Annotated in this window: 21 protein-coding genes and 1 pseudogene; 4 read left to right on the forward strand and 18 right to left on the reverse strand. The window is 40.8% G+C overall.

The window, feature by feature from the left end:
* Nucleotides 1-85: 85 nt before the first annotated feature.
* Complete coding sequence (locus AM592_RS12115) at nt 86-1,306, reverse strand: NAD(P)/FAD-dependent oxidoreductase (protein WP_192841149.1); 1,221 nt, start codon at nt 1,304-1,306, stop codon at nt 86-88.
* A gap of 312 nt (nt 1,307-1,618) precedes the next feature.
* On the opposite strand from AM592_RS12115, the gene yumC reads away from it, so the two are divergent.
* The gene (gene yumC, locus AM592_RS12120) at nt 1,619-2,617 is read left to right on the forward strand and encodes a ferredoxin--NADP reductase 2 (RefSeq protein WP_053604021.1); all 999 of its coding nucleotides are present in this window, start codon (nt 1,619-1,621) and stop codon (nt 2,615-2,617) included.
* A gap of 43 nt (nt 2,618-2,660) precedes the next feature.
* On the opposite strand, the gene AM592_RS12125 is transcribed toward yumC, so the two are convergent.
* The 4 genes from AM592_RS12125 to AM592_RS12140 form a co-directional block, all read right to left on the reverse strand.
* Nucleotides 2,661-2,864, reverse strand: a complete 204-nt coding sequence (locus AM592_RS12125; RefSeq protein ID WP_053604022.1) for a hypothetical protein — start codon at nt 2,862-2,864, stop codon at nt 2,661-2,663.
* A 241-nt stretch (nt 2,865-3,105) separates the two neighbouring features.
* A complete protein-coding gene (locus AM592_RS12130) occupies nt 3,106-3,468 on the reverse strand; it encodes a HesB/IscA family protein (RefSeq protein WP_053604023.1) in 363 nt (120 codons plus the stop codon).
* Nucleotides 3,469-3,541: 73 nt separating this feature from the next.
* Nucleotides 3,542-4,396, reverse strand: coding sequence for a diaminopimelate epimerase (gene dapF / locus AM592_RS12135; RefSeq protein ID WP_053604024.1), 855 nt, complete (start codon nt 4,394-4,396; stop codon nt 3,542-3,544).
* Between the two features lie 293 nt (nt 4,397-4,689).
* Nucleotides 4,690-4,926 carry a YuzB family protein gene (locus AM592_RS12140; protein ID WP_098945237.1) on the reverse strand — a complete coding sequence of 79 codons (237 nt, stop codon included), beginning with the start codon at nt 4,924-4,926 and terminating at the stop codon, nt 4,690-4,692.
* A 235-nt stretch (nt 4,927-5,161) separates the two neighbouring features.
* Here AM592_RS12140 and AM592_RS12145 point away from each other — a divergent pair, with 235 nt between their 5' ends.
* On the forward strand, nt 5,162-6,229 hold the full coding sequence (locus tag AM592_RS12145) for an NAD(P)/FAD-dependent oxidoreductase (RefSeq protein WP_053606099.1): 1,068 nt from the start codon (nt 5,162-5,164) through the stop codon (nt 6,227-6,229).
* A gap of 175 nt (nt 6,230-6,404) precedes the next feature.
* Here the strand turns inward: AM592_RS12145 and AM592_RS12150 are convergent, their stop codons facing one another.
* From AM592_RS12150 to AM592_RS12170, 5 genes are all read right to left on the reverse strand, one after another.
* Nucleotides 6,405-6,695: a hypothetical protein gene (locus AM592_RS12150; RefSeq protein ID WP_053604025.1), complete on the reverse strand. Its 291-nt coding sequence runs from the start codon at nt 6,693-6,695 to the stop codon at nt 6,405-6,407.
* A gap of 142 nt (nt 6,696-6,837) precedes the next feature.
* Nucleotides 6,838-7,161, reverse strand: a complete 324-nt coding sequence (locus AM592_RS12155; RefSeq protein WP_053604026.1) for a YuzD family protein — start codon at nt 7,159-7,161, stop codon at nt 6,838-6,840.
* A gap of 4 nt (nt 7,162-7,165) precedes the next feature.
* On the reverse strand, nt 7,166-9,097 hold the full coding sequence (locus AM592_RS12160; protein WP_053604027.1) for a DUF6449 domain-containing protein: 1,932 nt from the start codon (nt 9,095-9,097) through the stop codon (nt 7,166-7,168).
* Complete coding sequence (locus AM592_RS12165; RefSeq protein WP_053604028.1) at nt 9,072-9,971, reverse strand: ABC transporter ATP-binding protein; 900 nt, start codon at nt 9,969-9,971, stop codon at nt 9,072-9,074. The genes AM592_RS12160 and AM592_RS12165 overlap by 26 nt, the downstream gene beginning before the upstream one ends.
* On the reverse strand, nt 9,968-10,354 hold the full coding sequence (locus AM592_RS12170) for a GntR family transcriptional regulator (RefSeq protein WP_053604029.1): 387 nt from the start codon (nt 10,352-10,354) through the stop codon (nt 9,968-9,970). Before AM592_RS12170 ends, AM592_RS12165 begins: the two co-directional genes overlap by 4 nt.
* Nucleotides 10,355-10,435: 81 nt before the next feature.
* Between AM592_RS12170 and AM592_RS12175 the strand changes: the two are divergent.
* Nucleotides 10,436-10,774: pseudogene (locus tag AM592_RS12175) on the forward strand (NifU family protein).
* A 43-nt stretch (nt 10,775-10,817) separates the two neighbouring features.
* Here the strand turns inward: AM592_RS12175 and AM592_RS12180 are convergent.
* From AM592_RS12180 to yutH, 5 genes are all read right to left on the reverse strand, one after another.
* Nucleotides 10,818-12,791, reverse strand: a complete 1,974-nt coding sequence (locus AM592_RS12180) for a S9 family peptidase (RefSeq protein ID WP_053604031.1) — start codon at nt 12,789-12,791, stop codon at nt 10,818-10,820.
* Nucleotides 12,792-12,914: 123 nt separating this feature from the next.
* A complete protein-coding gene (gene thrB, locus AM592_RS12185; protein WP_053604032.1) occupies nt 12,915-13,847 on the reverse strand; it encodes a homoserine kinase in 933 nt (310 codons plus the stop codon).
* Nucleotides 13,844-14,902: a threonine synthase gene (thrC, locus tag AM592_RS12190; protein WP_053604033.1), complete on the reverse strand. Its 1,059-nt coding sequence runs from the start codon at nt 14,900-14,902 to the stop codon at nt 13,844-13,846. The genes thrB and thrC overlap by 4 nt, the downstream gene beginning before the upstream one ends.
* The gene (locus tag AM592_RS12195) at nt 14,902-16,203 is read right to left on the reverse strand and encodes a homoserine dehydrogenase (protein WP_053604034.1); all 1,302 of its coding nucleotides are present in this window, start codon (nt 16,201-16,203) and stop codon (nt 14,902-14,904) included. Before AM592_RS12195 ends, thrC begins: the two co-directional genes overlap by 1 nt.
* A gap of 243 nt (nt 16,204-16,446) precedes the next feature.
* Nucleotides 16,447-17,460, reverse strand: coding sequence for a spore coat putative kinase YutH (yutH, locus tag AM592_RS12200; protein WP_225970219.1), 1,014 nt, complete (start codon nt 17,458-17,460; stop codon nt 16,447-16,449).
* 147 nt (nt 17,461-17,607) lie between these two features.
* On the opposite strand from yutH, the gene AM592_RS12205 reads away from it, so the two are divergent.
* Entirely contained in the window at nt 17,608-18,123 is a 516-nt protein-coding gene (locus AM592_RS12205; RefSeq protein ID WP_053604036.1) for a phosphatidylglycerophosphatase A family protein, read from the forward strand.
* Between the two features lie 16 nt (nt 18,124-18,139).
* On the opposite strand, the gene AM592_RS12210 is transcribed toward AM592_RS12205, so the two are convergent.
* Genes AM592_RS12210 through AM592_RS12220 form a run of 3 tightly spaced genes read right to left on the reverse strand, consistent with a single transcriptional unit; the run spans nt 18,140 to nt 19,661 of the window.
* Entirely contained in the window at nt 18,140-18,910 is a 771-nt protein-coding gene (locus AM592_RS12210; RefSeq protein ID WP_053604037.1) for a TIGR01457 family HAD-type hydrolase, read from the reverse strand.
* 18 nt (nt 18,911-18,928) lie between these two features.
* Entirely contained in the window at nt 18,929-19,363 is a 435-nt protein-coding gene (locus tag AM592_RS12215; protein WP_053604038.1) for a DUF86 domain-containing protein, read from the reverse strand.
* 22 nt (nt 19,364-19,385) lie between these two features.
* Complete coding sequence (locus AM592_RS12220) at nt 19,386-19,661, reverse strand: YutD family protein (protein ID WP_053604039.1); 276 nt, start codon at nt 19,659-19,661, stop codon at nt 19,386-19,388.
* Nucleotides 19,662-19,681 lie beyond the last annotated feature (20 nt).

Below are 19,681 nucleotides of genomic sequence, written 5' to 3' on the forward strand. Positions count from 1 at the left end.
AGCACAGATTTTTCAAGACTCTTGCCTCAAGCGAAGAAATTAAGGTTTACTTAAATAAAAAAAGCCTGCGGAAATGCAGACTTTTTTAGAAAAATTTAAATTTCCCTTTTTTAAGAACAAGCCCTGGACCGCCAACTAAAAATAGCGACCGGTTGTCGATGACTTTTTTCATAATAGAAGCTTTTGTCCCTGTTAAATTCTTGCCGTAGACAACACCAACTGCATTGTGTTCGCCTAACGATGCAACGGTTCCCTTAATATCCGGCGTAAATTCCTCCAGATTGTCTTGGCCGCGAATCAGCCTTCCAATATTTTTTGCGCAAGTCACCCCTTGCTGCATAGCAATTTGGGCCGTTGGCGGATATGGCCGGTTATTTTCTTCATTTATAATTAAAGAGCAATCCCCAATAATGAATACGTCATCGTGCCCCTCGACAAGAAGATGAGGGTTTACCTTCACACGGCCACGGTTATTTTCAAACCCTGCCTCTTCCACAATACTGTTCCCGCGGACTCCGGCAGCCCAGACGACTGTGCCAGCTTTAATTTCTTCCTGCTTATCATCTTTGCTGACGATAATTCCATCCGGGGTGCATTCTTTAATCGCCGTTCCAATTTTAAATTCTACCCCTTTGCCTTCTAAATAGTTAACTGCATAATCAACAAGGCCTGGATCAAAACCAGGAAGAACTGTAGGAGCTGCTTCAACGCAAATGATTCGGACATTTTTTTGGTCAATATCGTATTCTCGGCAGAGCTCTGGAACACGATTGCAAAGCTCTCCTAAAAATTCAATTCCTGTAAAACCTGCTCCTCCTACAATAATGGATAATCGCTCTTTCTTTTTTTCTGCGTCATTGTTGAAAGTGGCGAATTGATATTCAATATGCTCACGAAGCTGCCTTGCGCCGTTAATATTTGAAATAGAGAAAGCGTATTCTTTTAAACCCGCAATTCCAAAGGTTTCAGGCATAGCTCCAAGAGCAATCACAAGGTAATCATACTCAAGCTCTCCGTTTGATAAGGTTACTTTCTTTTCGTTGATATTGATTCCGGTTACCGTATCCTGCACAAAATTGATCCGGGAAGTATTGATTACGCTTTTAATTTCATAACGGCACCGATCGTGATGAAGCGTACCAGCACACGCTTCATGGAGCCATGTTGTTTCATAATGGTAATTGTGTTTATTAACCAAAGTAATTTCCGCTTCATTTACACCTACATGCTTTGTCAGGCGTGTAACAGTCATTAATCCGCCGTAACCGGCACCTAATACCACAACTTTGGGTTTTTTCAAAGGGATCACATCCACCTTTACGTAATTTATTGTCTAGATGTTTTGATTACTTATATCTTCCACGACTTAATAATATTTTATGAATAATTAGGATGAAAACTTTGTTAAAAACTTCACTTTAAAAATTGTGCAATGATTATTATGAGAAATTAGTATACAGCTACCTTTCCATCATATCCATTTCTGTTTCGATTATCAAGATCATTTAAACACTGTGATTCCCAGCTTTTTAAGTGCTTCCAATAGTTATCTCTGTAGTCTTTAAAAGCTCTATGTGTTATTATTAAGAATAATTATCAATTACAGGAGGCTTTTTTCATGCGTGAAGATACAAAGATATATGACATTACAATTATCGGGGGAGGACCGGTCGGCCTATTTACCGCGTTTTATGGCGGAATGAGGCAGGCAAGCGTTAAAATTATCGAAAGCTTGCCTCAGCTTGGCGGACAGCTATCTGCGCTTTATCCCGAAAAATATATATATGATGTAGCAGGCTTTCCTAAAATCAGTGCCCAGAATCTCGTTAACAACTTAAAGGAACAAATGGAGAAATTCGAGCAAACAGTGTGCTTGGATCAAGCGGTAGAAACTGTGGAAAAGCAAGCAGACGGTGTGTTCAAGCTAGTGACGAACGAAGAAACCCACTATACAAAAACCATTATCATTACAGCTGGAAACGGTGCGTTCAAACCACGTAAATTAGAGCTGGAAAATGCAGAGCAATTTGAAAAAACAAATCTGCATTACTTCGTAGATGACATGAACAAGTTTGCCGGCCGTCGAGTAGCCGTTTTGGGCGGTGGTGATTCTGCAGTTGATTGGGCGCTTATGCTTGAACCTATTGCAAAAGAGGTATCAATTATTCACAGACGCGATAAATTCCGTGCTCATGAGCATAGTGTAGAAAACCTGCACAATAGCAAAGTGAACGTGCTTACTCCGTTTGTTCCTTCTGAAATCGTTGGCACTGATACGATCGAACAGCTAGTGATTGAAGAGGTGAAAGGAGAACGCAAGGAAGTTCTTGATGTAGATGATGTCATTTGTAACTTTGGATTTATCTCTTCCCTCGGTCCAATTAAGAGCTGGGGCTTAAATATTGAAAAGAATTCTATTGTTGTGGACAGCACGATGAAAACCAATATTGATGGCATCTATGCGGCTGGTGATATTTGCACTTACGAAGGAAAGGTGAAACTCATTGCTAGCGGTTTTGGCGAAGCGCCAACTGCCGTTAATAATGCCAAAGCCTATATGGATCCGAAAGCGCGCGTACAGCCGCTTCACAGCACAAGCCTTTTTGATAATAAGTAATACGAAAAGAACCGGCTAACAACCGGTTCTCTTTCTGTTTTGTCTAAAAAATGCCTATATATGCATTAAGTACTCCAAGAATCATTGCGATCAGCAATATAACTACAATACTTGCTACAATCAAAATGATACGATCCTTGATTTTTTCCGGTTTCGGGAGAGGATTCTCACAGCCGCATTCCGGACAAACGGATGAGCGATATGGGATCAAGGCATTGCATTTTCTGCAGTTTATTTTTTCTTCCATTGGTTTACCTCATTTCGGTGTCAGCGTACGACAGACGCCTCGACTGCATACGTACAGATCGAGATCATCTTATCAATGTATACCTTGTCTCATGTTAATCAACCTGCTCTTATATTTCAAGCAAGATCAAGTATTGAGGAAAAAGTCGAAGCGCCTCTTACGTTATACGTCAAGAAGCGCATTAAAAGACATGAGTTTATTTGATTTGCCCCTTCTTAGCTGCCAGCAACCTGCTAAGAACCTAACACTCTTCCGGTGTACCTTCGTTTTTCGCCGTCCTGAATGAGGAGCCACATCCACAGGAAGCGATCGCATTTGGATTGTCGATGGTGAATCCGCCGCCCATCATCGATTGTTTGTAATCAATAATTGTTCCGGTCATGATGTCCATGCTCTCATTGTCGACAAGAACAGTGATCCCGTGTTGATCAAATTTTGTATCATTTTCATTTTTTTCGTGTTCAAAGCCCATGCCGTAGGAAAGTCCGCTGCAGCCTCCTCCTTTGACTCCGACTCTCAAAAAAGCATTTTCTTCTTCATGCTCTTTCATCATATCTTTTATGTGAAAAGCTGCTGCTTCGGTAATCGTTACAGGTGTATTCATCACGTATTCCTCCTTATCTTTCGTTAGTTTTATTATACCAATATCGTCTCAATTCTTAAAATGGTTCGATCGCCTACCCGAAATAGGTTCCTTCACAAATGGTTTCTGCCGGTCCGGTCATGTACACATGGCCGTTTTCATGCCAGTTAATAACTAAATCTCCTCCTGCAAGATGAACCGTGACATCTGTTCCTTGCTTCGTAAATTCATTCAATACGGATGATACGACAGCGGCACACGCCCCTGTTCCGCAAGCCTGAGTGATTCCAGATCCCCTTTCCCACACTCTGAAATGCAGTTCTCTTTCATTTTCCACTTCAACAAACTCTACGTTAACGCCTTCAGGAAACATTGGGTCCTTCTCGATTACCGGGCCAAGCGTCGTAAGCGGTGCTTCACTTATATCACTCAAGTAAAACACAATGTGAGGGTTTCCCATGGACACGGCTGTTCCTTTTAATTCGGTGTTGTTAAACGAAAGTGATTCATTGATCGTTATTGAATTAGAATTTCCCAGCATAGGAAGATCGCCCTTTTTCAAATGGGGCTCTCCCATATCAACGGTAACTGCTGTCACTTTATCATTTTCAAGATGCAGCTCGGCGTATACATTTCCAGATAACGTTTCAATGGAAAATGATTCTTCTGTTACCAGTTTATTTTCATATGCGTATTTGGCAACACACCTTAGTCCGTTTCCGCAGTTTTTTCCTTCAGATCCGTCACTGTTAAAAATGCGCATTTTGACTGAGGCTGTCTCGGAAGGGCAGATCAATATCATTCCGTCCGAGCCTATTCCTGTATATACATTCGATACTTTAATTGCTAATTCTTTCAATTGTTCCTCAGGAAGGTTTTCCTTAAATTGATTGACATATATATAGTTATTGCCGAGGGCATGCATTTTAGTAAATTGAAAAGAGTTCATTTGTTCCTCCAATATCTTTTCTTTAAGTATAAAAGCGAAAGGAATTGAACACAATGTTTATATCCCCCGTTTTTCATACATAAAAGCTCCCTAGTTCGCTAGGGAGCTTTTATGCTTTTAACTTATATAAACATTTCTGCTACCCGCGGCACTCAGTAAATTGGAAAGAGTACTTAGCAGCTGCAGCTTTCATCCCAAGCTTTGCAGCAACATGGTGCAGGTCGAAAGCCGCCCAATCCACCAAGCAATATTTCCAGGAAAATTTGCATAGCATTGAGCCAGGGGACAGGCTGTTAAAACATCGGATTCTCTTCAATATGCTTATATATATTTTCAACCAAGCCTTCTGCATCATTGCCAGTAACGACTTCTCCGTTTACTAAAGCAAATAATTTGTCGAGACACATTCCGCAGTAGCTCAAGCACCCGTATTCAACGACATCTATATTTGGGTCCTTTTCCAGTACTTCCAATGCTTTTTGAGAGCCATTGGCCAGGTTGCTCATGCAAAATTCAACAATCGTATACACGATCTATCACCTCACATACACCTTCATCCTACTCTTTTTTTCTATATGCGTCAAAATTTATTTTTTAATTAGTACATTCTATTTTCGTTAATATGTCTTTCTATATACTGGTAAAGAGAGTTATTCGCTGAGAATCATTGTAGTTTATTAACAAATTCGCTATAATTTTAAGGGGAATTTTCTATAGAATCATTATTTTGAACAGATCATGATCTATAAGGGAGAAGGAGATTACATGAAAAACCTGGTCTTGCTTGGCGGGGGCTACGGCAATATGCGTATTCTGCAAAAATTACTGTCGAATCAGTTACCCGATCATATGAAAATAACACTTGTAGACAAAAATCCGTATCACTGTTTGAAAACGGAATATTACGCTCTTGCTGCTGGAACCATTTCAGACCATCATATTCGAGTCACATTTCCTGAACATCCAAAACTTGACCATGTATATGGAGAGATTTCTTCAATTGACCTTAATCAAAAACAGATCCTCTTTACGGACCGCGATTCACTGGACTACGATGAATTAGTGATCGGGCTCGGCTGTGAGGATAAATATCATAACGTGCCAGGCGCAGAAGAATATACATACAGCATTCAAACAATTGACCAATCAAGAAAAGCCTCTCAATCGTTAAATAATTTACACGCTGATGCCACAGTCGCAATCGTAGGAGCGGGGCTTAGCGGTGTAGAGCTGGCGAGTGAATTAAGAGAAAGCCGCAGCGATTTGCGAATTATATTGTTCGACAGAGGAAAATTGATTTTATCCAGCTTCCCAGAACGGTTAAGCAAATATGTTCAAAGCTGGTTTGAAGACCACGGGGTAGAAATTGTCAATCATGCAGATATTACAAAAGTAGAAGACAGTATCGTATACAACCATAATGAACCTATTTCAGCTGATGCGATTGTCTGGACAGCGGGCATTCAACCGAATAGAGTCGTAAGAGAGTTGGATATAGAAAAAGATTGCCATGGAAGAGTTGTGTTATCTCCGCATCATAATATTCCCGGAGATGAAAATGTATATGTCGTAGGTGATTGCGCGAGTCTCCCGCACGCACCAAGCGCACAGCTTGCCGAGGCTCAAGCGGAACAAATTGTGCAAATCATGCAAAAAAGATGGAACAATGAACCATTACCCGATACCTTGCCAAAATTTAAACTAAAGGGAGTCCTCGGCTCTCTCGGAAGAAAAGCAGGATTCGGCCTCGTTGCCGAACGCCCGCTCATCGGAAGAGTACCGCGTCTCTTAAAATCAGGTCTGCTCTGGATGTACAAGCATCATAATGGATAACGGTCATGTTTTTGGATTAAACTCGTTAACTGGTCATAGATAACGAGTTTTTTTGTGTTTTTTAGTGCGGTTTTTGTTAAACTTCCAGGAATATTGCAGAGTATTTTTAAGTTTGCGGGATTTATTTGCAAGATCGCCGATTTTTTTCTATGCCAATCTTGCCGCCATTACCCTTCTACTTTTCCCCAGTGACAACTGTTCCGTTATATATAACTACTCGTTTTCCATTTAAATCAAACAAAATCTTGTTTCCATATTCAGTATCCTGGATGTCGATTTTGCCTTCATATTCTTCGATTAATTTACCGTCATCACTATAAACCTTTACGACTCTTTCTATGCCGCCGGAGTTATTGGACTGAATGGATTTTATCATTCTCTGGCCGGTTGCTGTATTGAAATACCAAATAACGAGTCCGCCAATGACAACCAAGACAATCACTGCACCTATGATTAGTTTTTTCATACCGTTTCAGCTCCTTTTCATAGTGTTACGTATCAATAGATGAAATGTTTCAAAAATAGATACCACGGAAAGATTGGTATTTAACCTGAGGACTGAAAATGTCCTCCCATAAAAAAACAGCAAGGGAGTTTCCCTTGCCGCTTTATTTGGCTGCGTATCCGTGCTTCTCCATTTCACTGAACACATTCTTTAATCGGATGTCGCCTTCTCCAACTACGGTATCTTCCACGAGAACTAATGGATAGAAATACTTTTCATTTCGGACCTGTTCAGCAATGTCCTCTTTTTTTTGATCATTTTGAGGTTCTTGGATATCAACGTATGAGATCGTAAAAGGCTGATCTGGATACTTCCTTTTTAAAGCTGCCTCCAGCCATTCGTACGTTTCCTTTGCTGACGGCATATTCACACAGCTTGCACAGAGAACTTCTGCACCATATACCGATAATTCCACTTGTTTTGACATACGATCATTCTCCCTCGTTTACTTGATCCGTTACTTCTTTAGGGAAAGCTTCCTTGGGCAAGGCACCTTCCCAAACACTTCCGTTAACAAAATTAACTTTCACAAATACGTGTTCTCCGCTGTCTGCTTCACTGTTTTCCAAAGCATTTTTAATGACGCCCTTCTGCGTGACCTCAACCTTATTTGAAATCGAGTCTACATCTATTTCTCTGTCTCGATAGCTTTCATCTGTCACCACGATATTTCGAACCTCTTCAGGTGCCGGGAAAACCTGGACCAGCAGATTTTTTTCATCCAGACAATTTTTCACATGTTCAAAAGAAGAATTCCATGGGATATGAATAGACTCCTGCTCCTTCCTTACAAAAGCGATGTATCCCAAATCATCTCCAGCATGAAGTTCATTATACGTCATACTCATAAGGTCTTTTAAAAGTGTTTCTTTAAGCTCATTAATATCTTCAGAATCCTTAATCGTCAGTTCCGTTTTTTGAGAAAGGAGCCCTCCTATCGTTATTTCCGAGTTAACATTGGCTAACTCCGCGTAACGTTGCTTTTTAAAATCTGTCGTTTCATAAAGCACGCTTAGCTGCGGTACGTACATCTTTTCATTTATACTATAATATCTCTTAAAACGTTTTCCGTCCTTTAATTTATACTCAATAGCAATAAATTGATTGGCATCAAAATCATTCTCATTTTCATTCATCTCTTTTTGATCGATAATCAACCTCTGAAATTCGCGCGTATTAAGAATATATGCTCGATCCTCTGAGAAACCGGCAGATTCCTCTTTATTTTGCCAATTGAAATCATTCTGAAATACTCTTACTCCGGCAATCTCATTTTCCTCCGGCAGTCTTTTCCCGTAGCCAAACGCATCAGTCTCGAAAACGGTAAAAACAATCGCCATTGCGACAGAGAAGCTAATAAATCCAATGAATGTTTTCCAATGAAACACCCGCCAATTTTTTTGCACAAGCATTTCGGAAACAAAGTACCCGACAGCAGCACCGAGAACTGCTCCAAACACATGCCATCCAAAGGAGGATCCGGAGACAGAATAGAAATACGTACTCCCTAACAGAGTCGAACAAAATGTGACCCCGTATTTAAAGATTGGTTTCATAATTTCAAAGGCAATTACTTCTTGAGCGTTTTCAAGTTTTCTATTTTTATAAAGAAACCAGCCTGCAATAAAAAAGAGTATTGTTAATACAATATACACAATGATTAGTAAAGAATTAGACTTATCTTCTTGCATATTGAAATAGGCTAGAAAAGGGACAAGCATTTCAGTATTTATTCCATAGGCAGGATTAAAGCCATACAAAAAGATTTTCATCTGATACAGGATTAATTCATAAAGCCCAAAAGGCAGCAAAATAAAAATAAAGGTGAGAATGGCTTGAAACACAGACATACCTGTAATCATTCCAACTAAAACTGCTGTGGAAAAAAAGAAAAATGAACATAAGATTGCAATACCAGTCCAATACAAAATTTCTGAGTTCTCTACGATAGCGTTCATCAAAGGGTTCGTGTTAATAACTGCAAATAAAACGCCAGTGTTGATCAGAATCGGTACAATCATCATTAATAAGCCGCTGATAATGTGGTTGATGTACAATGATTCTCTTCGAATCGGAAAGCTATGTACAAAATCAGCAGAAGACTCGGATTGAAGATAGCGAAACACCATGACTCCACAGGCGACAGGAACCGTAAACAAAACTAAGACTTCTAACCGATCCGTCATTAATTCTGACAAGCTTTTGAAATCAGATGTTTGAAAATACTTGTTTGAAGCTTTTATGAGCAAAGATACAGGTCCCGTTAGCAATAGACCGATTGTAAATATAATTGCGATCCAGCCGTATTGCCGAAAATCCTGAATGATTATTCCTGGTTTAAAGAAGGATATTTTCGATTTCATAGCCAAAATCCCCCATTTCAAAAATGAATATTTCTTCTAAAGTAAGCGGCAAAAGATCGAACAGCAGCAGGTTTCCTTGCTGGAGCTGTTCTCGTATGTCGTGCTCACTGCCTTTTGCAATGATTAAAAGCACGCTTCCCCGTTTTTCTTTGTGGAGAATGTCCAATCCTTCTACGACGTGTTCCTCCTCAGGATTTTTAAATGCAACTTGAATTTTATGTATATCCGCTTTTAAATCGTCTAAGTCCCTCTCAATCATGAGCTTCCCTTGATGCATGATTCCAACATAATCGCAAAGATCCTCTATTTCACGTAAATTATGCGACGAAATCAAAACCGTAAGCTCCCGATCTGCTACTTCCTGAAATAATAGATTTTTTATTTTTTTTCTCATGACTGGATCAAGCCCGTCAATCGGCTCATCAAGAATCAAGACATCAGGCATGGCCGATAATGCCAGCCAGAATGCAACCTGCCTCTTCATTCCTTTTGAAAGGCGGTGCACTTTCTGTTTCACTTCCAGGCGAAATACCTTCTGAAGCTGAGTGAAGCGCTCATCGCTCCAATTAGGGTACATCCTTTTATAATAAGCGGCACATTGCGCAATCGTATACTGGGGAAAGAAGTAGAGCATGTCAGCAATAAAGACTACTCTTTCTTTAACTGAAGTATTTTCATAAATGCGCTGATTATCAATAGTAATGTCTCCAGATAAAGGACGGTAGATGCCGGCGATCATTTTCATTAAGGAGGTTTTCCCGGCGCCGTTTGATCCTAAAAGGCCATAAATTGATCCTTTTTTTACCGACAAGGACAGGTTGTCTACCGCTCTTTTTTTTCGATAGTTTTTTGAAACGCCTTTTACATCAATCATTCGCTTCCTTCTCCTTTCAACACCTTTTTCGCCTCGAAATATAGCAAATCATAATCGCTGTGTGTCAGCCCATGGAAAATGGCTTCAGCGGTTACCTTCCGGATTTCATTTTTCAATTCAACCAGTTTTTCGACATTTTGCTGTCCGCTGATGGGAGCAACGAAATTGCCTTTGCCTTTAATGGAGTAAATCATTCCCTGATACTCCAGCTCTCTGTATGCTCTTTGAATCGTATTCGGATTCACGGTTAATTCTCCTGAAAGGGAGCGGACGGACGGTAGCCTTTCATCAGTTTTTAATACTCCACTGATGATCAGCTCTTTAATATTTACTACTAGCTGTTCATAGATCGGTTTTCTGCTTTTTAAGTCAAGCTGGAACATATAGCTCCCTCCATCTGTATCAACTGTATTAAACAAATTAATACAGAATTAATCGTAAATGTTTTCTTCTCAAAAGTAAAGATAAAATGTTATAATGAAAAAGATAACCTGGATAACTAACAATAGCTTTTTATTGTTGATCTGAATATAATGGGTTTATAAGAAAGGAGCGACTTAGTTATGTCGGTTGAAATGGATATGAACGAACAAGTGCAAGAGGTTTTAGATAAACTTCGTCCGTTTTTACTTCGTGACGGCGGAGATTGCGAACTTGTAGATGTGGAGGAAGGGGTTGTGAAGCTTCGCCTTTTAGGAGCTTGCGGAAGCTGCCCAAGCTCAACCATTACACTAAAAGCAGGTATTGAACGCGCCTTGCTTGAAGAAGTTCCAGGCGTTGTCGAAGTAGAACAAGTTTTTTAATTTGATCAAGAAAGCTGTCCATTTTCGGACAGCTTTTTTTATACTACAAATAATCTTCAAACCAGCCGGAAATATAATTAAGTCGCTTAATTCTTTGTTCTGGGTGTCCTGACCTTGATAAGTTGTGTGCCGCATTTGGAAATCGCACGAATTTTACGTTCTTTTTCATTTTTTTGAGGGCGACAAAAAGCTGTTCTGCCTGCTCCACCGGACAGCGATCATCCCTTTCTCCGTGTAAAATCAAGAGCGGAGTGGAGATATTTTCCGCATACTTCAGCGGTGAAAACTCCCATAGCTTCGTCGGGTTTTCAAACAAGTCATAACCAAGCTGCCAATCTGTAAAAAAATAACCGATGTCACTGACACCGTAAAAACTGAGCCAATTGGAGATGGAGCGTTGGGTGACGGCAGCTTTAAACCTGTTCGTTTGCCCGACTATCCAGTTTGTCATAAATCCTCCATAGCTTCCGCCAGTGACGCCAAGCCGTGTTTCATCAAGAAATTGATAGCTGCCGAGCACATAATCGACAGCTTTCATGACATCCTCGTAATCACCGCCGCCGTAATCTCCTCTTACTCCATCCACATAGGCTTGTCCGTACCCATGGCTTCCTCTCGGATTGACGAACACGACTGCATTTCCCTTGGCAGCAAGTACCTGAAATTCATGGAAATATGCGTTAGCATACATCGCGTGCGGTCCACCATGGACTTCAAGAATTAGGGGATACTTTTTTCCTTCTTCATATTCAGCAGGCTTTAACAACCATCCGTGAATTGTCATTCCATCATAAGATTCAAACTCAATTTCTTCCGGCTCAATTATGATATGTTCATTTACAAAACTTTCATTTACATCTGTAATTCGCTTCGCTTCTTTTGTCTCTAGATTCAGTTCATAAAGCTCACTTGGCCAGGATGGCGTGGCGCTGCTTATGATTGCCATATGTTCTTCGGGATGAAGGGAAAACCCGTTAATGTGCTCTTTTTCCAATCTAACAGGATACGCATGTCCTTCGATAGATATGTAATAAATCGCTGTATTTCCTTGGTCAGTCGCTAAAGCGTAAAAACCTTTATTATCTTTTGTCCAAATAGGATCCGGGCTGACTGCACCAAATACCGTATCTCCCACAACAGCATCTTCAAAAATCACCTCAAGGCTTTCCGTTAAACAGCTCAGTTTCTCTTCATGAAAATCATAGATCCATGCCTTTGTCAGCGTGGCATTTTTAAATTCTTTTTCGTGGCCCAGAAATGCCGCATAACGACCGTCGTTTGAAAATGAAACCGATGAGAACATTCCGTTTTCATTGGTGAGCCGACGGATTTTTTTGTCATCCAATGACAGGAGATGAATATCATAGACATAATTCAGCTCTTTGTCTTCCGAATAATTCGCAGTAAATGCAATCGCTTGTCCATCAGGCGTAAAGACGTGGGATGAGTGGTTCGTCTCATGATCAGTAAGCTGCTGTAATGCTCCTGTTGCAAAATCAATCAACACCAGCTGCGAATATTTCCCTCTCGTAAATCCAACTCCGTCCGCTTTATATTGAAGTGACTCTATCTCCAAAGGCTCATATGAATCAATTTCCGCTTTCTTTTCATCGTCAAGGCTTTCCTTATTTGTCAGCTTAGCCGAACAGACTATAGACTTACCATCCGGAGCCCACACCGGCTGTGTAAGATCGTATGGCGTTTCAGCCACCTTTTTCGCTTCACCGCCATCCGTTCGCAATACGTAAATTGATGAGGTTTCATCTCTCTTCGACACAAAGGCTAATTTCTTTCCATCTGGTGACCATTTAGGAGAATGGCTTTTTTCTTTCCCATGAGTCCATGCATAAGATTGTCCTTGATTTGTATCATATACGATAATATGAGAGTTGTATGAATCCTTCTTTTCATTTATTTTTGTTTGTACATAAGCAACCTTCGTTCCATCTGGAGAATAGTTAGGATCCGTTACAGATATTAGTTGAACAAGATCTTCTGCGGCTATGAGTTTTTTCAATACTGTTCCTCCTTCACGTTTGAATCACTTTCTACTTATTTCGACTTTCTAAATATAAAAACCTGCTATTTTTAATAGAAAAAAATCCCGCTCCAAAACGCAGGGAGCGGGTCCATTTCTTCTTTAATTTGATTGAGTTGTCCTTATGATATTTCCTTTGTCCACCGTGCATCCTGCTTTTGGAACATGGAGGCAGTCGATTTCACAAGCAGGAAAGTTTTGCGAAAGCTGCTCTTTCATCTGCTGCCCTTTTCCTGTTTCAGTCAAAACGAGAACCGTTGGCCCAGCCCCGCTCAGTGCGACACCATAAGCTCCTTTCAGCATTGCTACATGATCGACTTTGCTCAGCTCTGGAACGAGCATGGAGCGATACGGCTGATGAAATAAATCCTTTTTCATCATTTGACCGGCGAGTTCCCAATTCTTTGTTAGTAAGGCGGCTACTAACATGTTGCTTACCGCACTTGCTTGCACTGCACTTTTATAAGAGATCTCCTCGGGGAGAACATTTCTGGCATCCTTTGTTAGTACCTCATAAGCAGGAATAACCACGACAATGTCAAGCTCTACCTCAGGGATATGAATCAGTTGTGTATCTTCTTTTTCATGAAGTCCGAAAACCAAGCCACCGTACAGAGAAGCTCCAGCATTGTCGGGATGTCCTTCTTCAAGGCTGGCAAAGTGCAGCTTTTCTTTATCTGAAAGCTGAAGATTCAATAATGTGTTCGCGAGTTCTATTCCAGCGACAATCGCGGCAGCACTGCTCCCGAGCCCCCTAGCAAGAGGAATGTCGCTCCAAACCTTTACGTGACATGCGGGAATTGTCTCACCGAAAGAGTCTGCCACCCGTTTAGCGACCTGATATATAAGGTTATCTGTCCCTTTCGGCAATTGTGCCAAGCTTTCAGTTTCTGCTTCAAAGCTCCAGGATGTGCTTTCAAACACAGTTAATTTTAAGTAACGTGAAAGAGCCATTCCGACTGAATCAAAGCCCGGTCCCAGATTTGCAGTGCTGCCCGGAACAGTAATCGAAAAAAGCATGTCACTTTCACTCATACCTTCGCAGCTCCTTTTAAATGGTCCAGAACAATGTCTTCATCCTTAGGAAGTTTAGTCGGTTTGATTTCAGACACATCAATAGCGGTGTTTGGATCCTTCAAACCGTTTCCGGTAAGGACACATACGACCGTACTTCCTTTTTTAATTTCACCGGTTTTTAATTGCTTGATTACGCCTGCAATGGATGCACACGATCCAGGCTCAGCAAAAATTCCTTCTTCACGGGAGATAAGCTGGTAGGCTTCTAGAATTTGCTCGTCTGTCACTTCATCGATTTTTCCGTTTGACTCAACCGATGCTTGTACAGCCTTGTCCCAGCTTGCCGGATTTCCGATTCTTATGGCAGTTGCTACAGTTTCAGGCTGTTCAATCACTTGATTACGGACGATTGCTGCTGCACCTTCCGCTTCAAAGCCGCGCATCTCAGGAAGACCCGAATTGTGTCTCTCGTGATACTCTTTAAAACCTTTCCAATACGCAGTTATATTGCCTGCGTTTCCAACTGGTATAGCCAGGACATCTGGCGCTTGGCCAAGCTGCTCGCACACTTCAAATGCGGCTGTTTTTTGTCCTTCGATTCGATAAGGATTAACAGAATTCACGAGGGCAATCGGCTCTTTTTCGCAAATGCTGCGAACCATTTTCAGCGCATCGTCAAAGTTGCCGTCAATTGAGATAATTTCCGCCCCGTACATCACCGCTTGCGCCAGCTTGCCAAAGGCGATTTTTCCTTCAGGAATGACAACGATACATTTCATGTTTGCGCGTGCCGCATAGGCTGCTGCTGCAGCTGACGTATTCCCTGTAGAAGCACACATAATCGTATCATTGCCCTCTTCTTTCGCTTTGGCGACTGCCATCACCATTCCTCTGTCCTTAAATGAGCCAGTAGGATTAACTCCTTCTGTTTTTACATGGAGCTCGATCCCAAGCTTCTCAGAAAGCTTAGAAAGGTGTATCAGCGGGGTATTTCCTTCATGAAGCGTAAGCATAGGCGTTTGTTCTGTTACCGGTAAATAATCTTTATATTGATGAATGAGTCCTCTCCACATTAGCTATAACCGTTCCCTTCTACGCGATACGTACTTTTTACTTGAACAACAACCTCTAAATCGTTTAATTGCCCTAAAATAACGCTGAAATCCTCTTCCGATGCTTGATGAGTAACAATCACAATTTCCGCTAAATCATCATGATCTTTAATTGGCAGCTGCAATATTTTCTCGAAGCTGACTCCCCGCTCAGAAAAGACGGAGGTGATTTTAGAAAATGACCCTACTTGATCTCTCACATGAATTCGTAAAAACTGCTGGGCATATATTTCGCCGGGATCCTTCATCTTTTTTTCAAATTGAGGCGCCACAGCGCTTTTTCCGTTGACTCCAAGACGCATGTTTTTCATTACAGCAACCAGATCGGATACTACCGCAGTAGCCGTAGGAAGGCTTCCTGCACCCGGACCGTAGAACATTGTCTCTCCAACGGCTTCCCCGTAAACATATACAGCATTAAACTCATCGTTTACAGAAGCAAGAGGATGGTGGTCAGGAAGCAAAGTCGGCTGTACACTGACTTCTGCTTTATTTCCGTGGCGATGGGCAATCCCAATCAGCTTCATCGTATATCCTAACCGAGTGCTAAAAGCAATGTCTTCATCTGAAATTGACGATATTCCTTTAACACTGACGTCGTCTAAATCAACGTTCATCGAAAAGCCGAGCCGGGCAAGAATCGCCATTTTTCTGGCAGCGTCAAGGCCTTCTACATCTGCTGTCGGATCTGATTCTGCAAATCCCAGATCCTGTGCCTCTTTCAATACCTCGTCATATGCAGCCTTTTCTTTGTTCATCTTCGTTAAAATAAAGTTGGTCGTTCCGTTTACGATTCCCATCATTTTCGTAATTCTGTCAGAGGACAATCCTTCAACGAGTGTACGCAAAATCGGGATTCCACCGGCCACGCTTGCCTCATAATAAAGATCGCAGCTGTTTTCAGTCGCTGTAGAGATCAGCTCAGAACCATAAAGTGCCATTAAATCCTTGTTTGCTGTTACTACATGTTTTTTTTCTTTTAATGCATCGAGCAAATATACACGAGTTTGTTCGATACCGCCAATTACTTCAATAATAACATCAATTTCCGGATCATGTATAACATCATAAGGTTCTGTCGTAAGCGCCTCTTTGGGCAAATTGACATCTCTATCCTTATGTATATCCTTAACCAATACTTTTTTCACAGAAACTGGACATCCTACTTGATGCATTAATTGATCTTGATGATCCTCGATAATTTTTACAACACCAGTTCCTACTGTCCCGAGTCCCAAAAGCCCTACATTGATAACCTTCACAAAAACTCCACCTTTCAACTGATGTCCGTCACAGAAGTTCATCTGTCATTTCATCACAGACAATAAAGTTACACACATTATAAGGCTGAAAATGGGTTTTGACAAGTCGGCGAATGACACAAATTCTTTTTTGATACCGCTTACTTACTTGGAAAACCAAGGATTCTCCTGCATAAAGTATTTTTGGCAGAAATGCTGTCAAAACCCTTGCATAGCCAATTGCAAAAAGCGAATAGATTCATTCTATCCGCTTCTTTTTTGTGTCAGCCATTTAATTTGCGGAATTTGAAAATGAGTGTTTCTCATTCCGGACATCTCATGAAACGTTCTCAAAAACAGCTCATACCTATCTGAATCAAGAAGCAGCCGGTCTAGACGGTCTTCATAAAAGTCGTGCTCTGATTCTGGTGAAATATAGTATCCTTCAATCGTTTCAAAATAGTGAAGCGGAAACAGAAGCCTGCTGTAGATCAGTCTTTTTGAAAAGCTTGACAGCGGTGTAACTTCCTCATACTGCTGCAGAAATAAAAAGCCTTGTTCAAACAGATCATTTCTATACAGCATAAACGTGTTTCTCATATATTCTGCTAGATCCCTTGAGCCGTGGTCAAGCACCCAATCTGTAGGTATTTTTACGAGGTTTTCCTGAGACCACTTGTTTTTTGTCATTCGTTGATGACATACAGTTCCGGAATCAACAATCCCTGGTTTTTCATCAAGCTCGGTATCAACCAAATATTGAATTGCATTTTCTGATAGTCCTAAATAATACGGGAATGATTCCACAAATTTTTTTTCGAATGGCTCAAGTGGATGCATAAATGCTTTTTGCCGCCAAAACTGTTCCAGCTGATCTAACCGCTTCTCCCAAAAGCCCTTCCACCCGCCGAGCCTCGTCATTTCCTTCACTTGATAAGGAAACTGCCGACCCTTTTGATGAAATTGTGCAAGCTCCGTTCCAAGTTGAAACGACCTGTTTGACAAGTAGGAAGCCGATTTGAGCAAAGAATATTTACTGCCTTCGTGCTCAAACGTCAGCTCATTATCCTTGGTCATTAGAAAAGTTGAAACGTATGGGTCTTTTTGCTCTTGCAAATACTGACTCATATCATGTAATTCCTTCAATTCTTCCTTTGTAAATTCACCGGTAGGGACGATAAGAAAGATAGAGTTGGGAGTTTGGAATGAAGGGTATGAATGAAAAACTGAAAGCTGCCGGACATGAATTCCATAATGGGTTTTTATTGAATCCTTCACATGATCACCCGCATTTCTATATTGATCTTTTTTTATCATAATCGGGCTTTAGGTGAATTATGAACACAAATTTTCTGAGTTAAGAAATGAAGGGTACATTTTCATTCATTTTTGTATAAACTAGTAAAAAAAGATTGGATGAAAGCAATGGCTGAAAAAAATTATCAGGACCAAGTCGAAGCAACAGCAAAGCAGTGGCTGCAGGAAAGAGGAGTTTCCGTTTCTGACATAGCAGACCTCGTCTATTTCTTACAAAGAAAATATCATACCAACTTAACGCATGAGGAATGTGTTATGAATGTGGAACGGGTTCTTGCGAAACGTGAGGTTCAAAATGCGATTTTAACGGGAATACAATTGGACCGCTTGGCCGAACGAAAAATGCTTGCCGAACCGCTTCAATCCATTATTGAAGTCGATGAAAGCCTTTATGGAATTGATGAAATTCTGTCTTTCTCGATTGTGAATATTTATGGATCAATCGGCTATACGAACTACGGGTACGTCGATAAAGAAAAGCCGGGAATTTTAGCGAAATTGAACGATAAATCGACCGGAGAATGCCATACCTTCCTTGACGATATCGTCGGGGCCATCGCAGCAGCTGCATCGAGCAGACTGGCTCACAGCTCCCAACAAAAGAGCGGGCAGCAGCCTCAATAAGCTGCCGCCCGTTTTTTTAAATATATGTCAGCCATTCTTCAAGCGAATGTATCGCATACGTCGGCTGAGCATCATAGTTCTTCAAATGCTCTTTTTTCGTAACGCCTGTGTGAACGAGCAGCGTATCCATACCGGAACGAATTCCTGCCAAAATATCAGTATCATAGTTATCTCCTACCATAAGCGTATCCTCTACAGCTATACCTAACTGTTTCATTGCCTGTTCCATAATAATTGGTTCAGGCTTTCCGATAAATGTAGGTTGAGTGACTGTGGTCACAGTTAACACAGACGTTAAAGAGCCGTTTCCGGGCAAAAAGCCTCTCTCAGTCGGCAAAGCAATGTCGCCATTTGTCGAGATAAATTCTGCTCCATTGCGAATGGCTAATGCACCAATAGCCAGCTTCTCATATGTAATGTCGCGGTCGATTCCCACAACTACAACATCCGCATTCTCTTTTGCAAATGTAAACCCTTTTTCTGAAAGGGCTTTTTTGATCCCTTCTTCACCAATACAGTATACTGACGCATTCTTTTTCTTTTCTGCTATATAGTTGGCAGTGGCGAGACTGGTGGTAAAAACCTGTTCTTCTGTAGCGGGAATATCAAATTCAACCAGTTTTTTTGCCACCTGTTCCGGTGTGCGGGAGGAATTGTTTGTGACAAATAAGTAAGGGATCTTTTTTTCTATGAGCTTTTTTACAAAAATACCTGCTTCCTCTATTTTTTCGGAACCATTGTACATCGTGCCATCCAGGTCAATTAAGTAGGCTTTATATTGTTTCATATCTTAACACTCCATCTATTATTTAAATGCTGATACCGGCCCCAGTTCGTTGCGAAGATAGATGCGAATTCTTTCTGGAAAGCGTTGAAGAACCTCTGTGCATTCTGCTAAACCGTTTACTAATTCAAGTTCATCAATTTGAGTGTATTGTTGCACGAGCTTCTTCCGCATAGAGACCAGCTTTTTCAGTGTTTGTCCTTCTTGATTGGTTATAACTTTTTCGTCCATTAATATGTCTAATATGTCGTTATAGCTGCCGGCGTCTCTCATAATAAATCCATCGATCATCATGTTCCCCGCATCTAATACACATTCAATTAAAAGGTGTGCGATCCGTTCAAATGCCTTCTTTTCGATCTCTGTCTTCCATCCCGAATGGTTTCTGTAAAGCTCCAGATTTTTCTCAAAAAAGACTAACGTTTCTTCAATTTGTTTTTGATCCACAAAATACACCCTTCATCCATCCCCTTATTTGTTACTTTTTGATTCGTTTCAACACAAAATACGCACAGCCGAAATTACAGTACTCATATATGTACTCATCCAATGTGCTTATTTTTGTATCGAAAGCTGCCTTTTGATTATGATCATCAAAAAAACCTTTTAAACGAAGCTGATTATATCCCCAATCACCTACTATATAGTCATACTTGTTTAAAATTTCTGAATAACGATTTTTAAATGCTTCTTCGTCAAACCCGTCCTTAAAATTTTCAATGATCTCAAAAGTATGATTTTGAAAAGAAATCACCTTGATTTGCCACCTCTTTT

It is taken from the genome of Bacillus gobiensis (genome assembly GCF_001278705.1).
In the GTDB taxonomy this organism is placed as follows: domain Bacteria; phylum Bacillota; class Bacilli; order Bacillales; family Bacillaceae; genus Bacillus; species Bacillus gobiensis.

What these genes read in the sequence shown, in the direction of transcription:
- AM592_RS12160 (WP_053604027.1), bottom strand. Translation starts at nt 9,097, where the DNA reads ATGAAATCGAAAATATCCTTCTTTAAACCAGGAATAATCATTCAGGAT.
- AM592_RS12165 (WP_053604028.1), bottom strand. Translation starts at nt 9,971, where the DNA reads ATGATTGATGTAAAAGGCGTTTCAAAAAACTATCGAAAAAAAAGAGCG.
- AM592_RS12205 (WP_053604036.1), top strand. Translation starts at nt 17,608, where the DNA reads ATGGCTGAAAAAAATTATCAGGACCAAGTCGAAGCAACAGCAAAGCAG.
- AM592_RS12210 (WP_053604037.1), bottom strand. Translation starts at nt 18,910, where the DNA reads ATGAAACAATATAAAGCCTACTTAATTGACCTGGATGGCACGATGTAC.
- AM592_RS12155 (WP_053604026.1), bottom strand. Translation starts at nt 7,161, where the DNA reads ATGTCAAAACAAGTGGAATTATCGGTATATGGTGCAGAAGTTCTCTGT.
- AM592_RS12130 (WP_053604023.1), bottom strand. Translation starts at nt 3,468, where the DNA reads ATGAATACACCTGTAACGATTACCGAAGCAGCAGCTTTTCACATAAAA.
- AM592_RS12145 (WP_053606099.1), top strand. Translation starts at nt 5,162, where the DNA reads ATGAAAAACCTGGTCTTGCTTGGCGGGGGCTACGGCAATATGCGTATT.
- yumC (WP_053604021.1), top strand. Translation starts at nt 1,619, where the DNA reads ATGCGTGAAGATACAAAGATATATGACATTACAATTATCGGGGGAGGA.
- AM592_RS12170 (WP_053604029.1), bottom strand. Translation starts at nt 10,354, where the DNA reads ATGTTCCAGCTTGACTTAAAAAGCAGAAAACCGATCTATGAACAGCTA.
- AM592_RS12150 (WP_053604025.1), bottom strand. Translation starts at nt 6,695, where the DNA reads ATGAAAAAACTAATCATAGGTGCAGTGATTGTCTTGGTTGTCATTGGC.
- thrC (WP_053604033.1), bottom strand. Translation starts at nt 14,902, where the DNA reads ATGTGGAGAGGACTCATTCATCAATATAAAGATTATTTACCGGTAACA.
- AM592_RS12125 (WP_053604022.1), bottom strand. Translation starts at nt 2,864, where the DNA reads ATGGAAGAAAAAATAAACTGCAGAAAATGCAATGCCTTGATCCCATAT.
- dapF (WP_053604024.1), bottom strand. Translation starts at nt 4,396, where the DNA reads ATGAACTCTTTTCAATTTACTAAAATGCATGCCCTCGGCAATAACTAT.
- thrB (WP_053604032.1), bottom strand. Translation starts at nt 13,847, where the DNA reads ATGAGTGAAAGTGACATGCTTTTTTCGATTACTGTTCCGGGCAGCACT.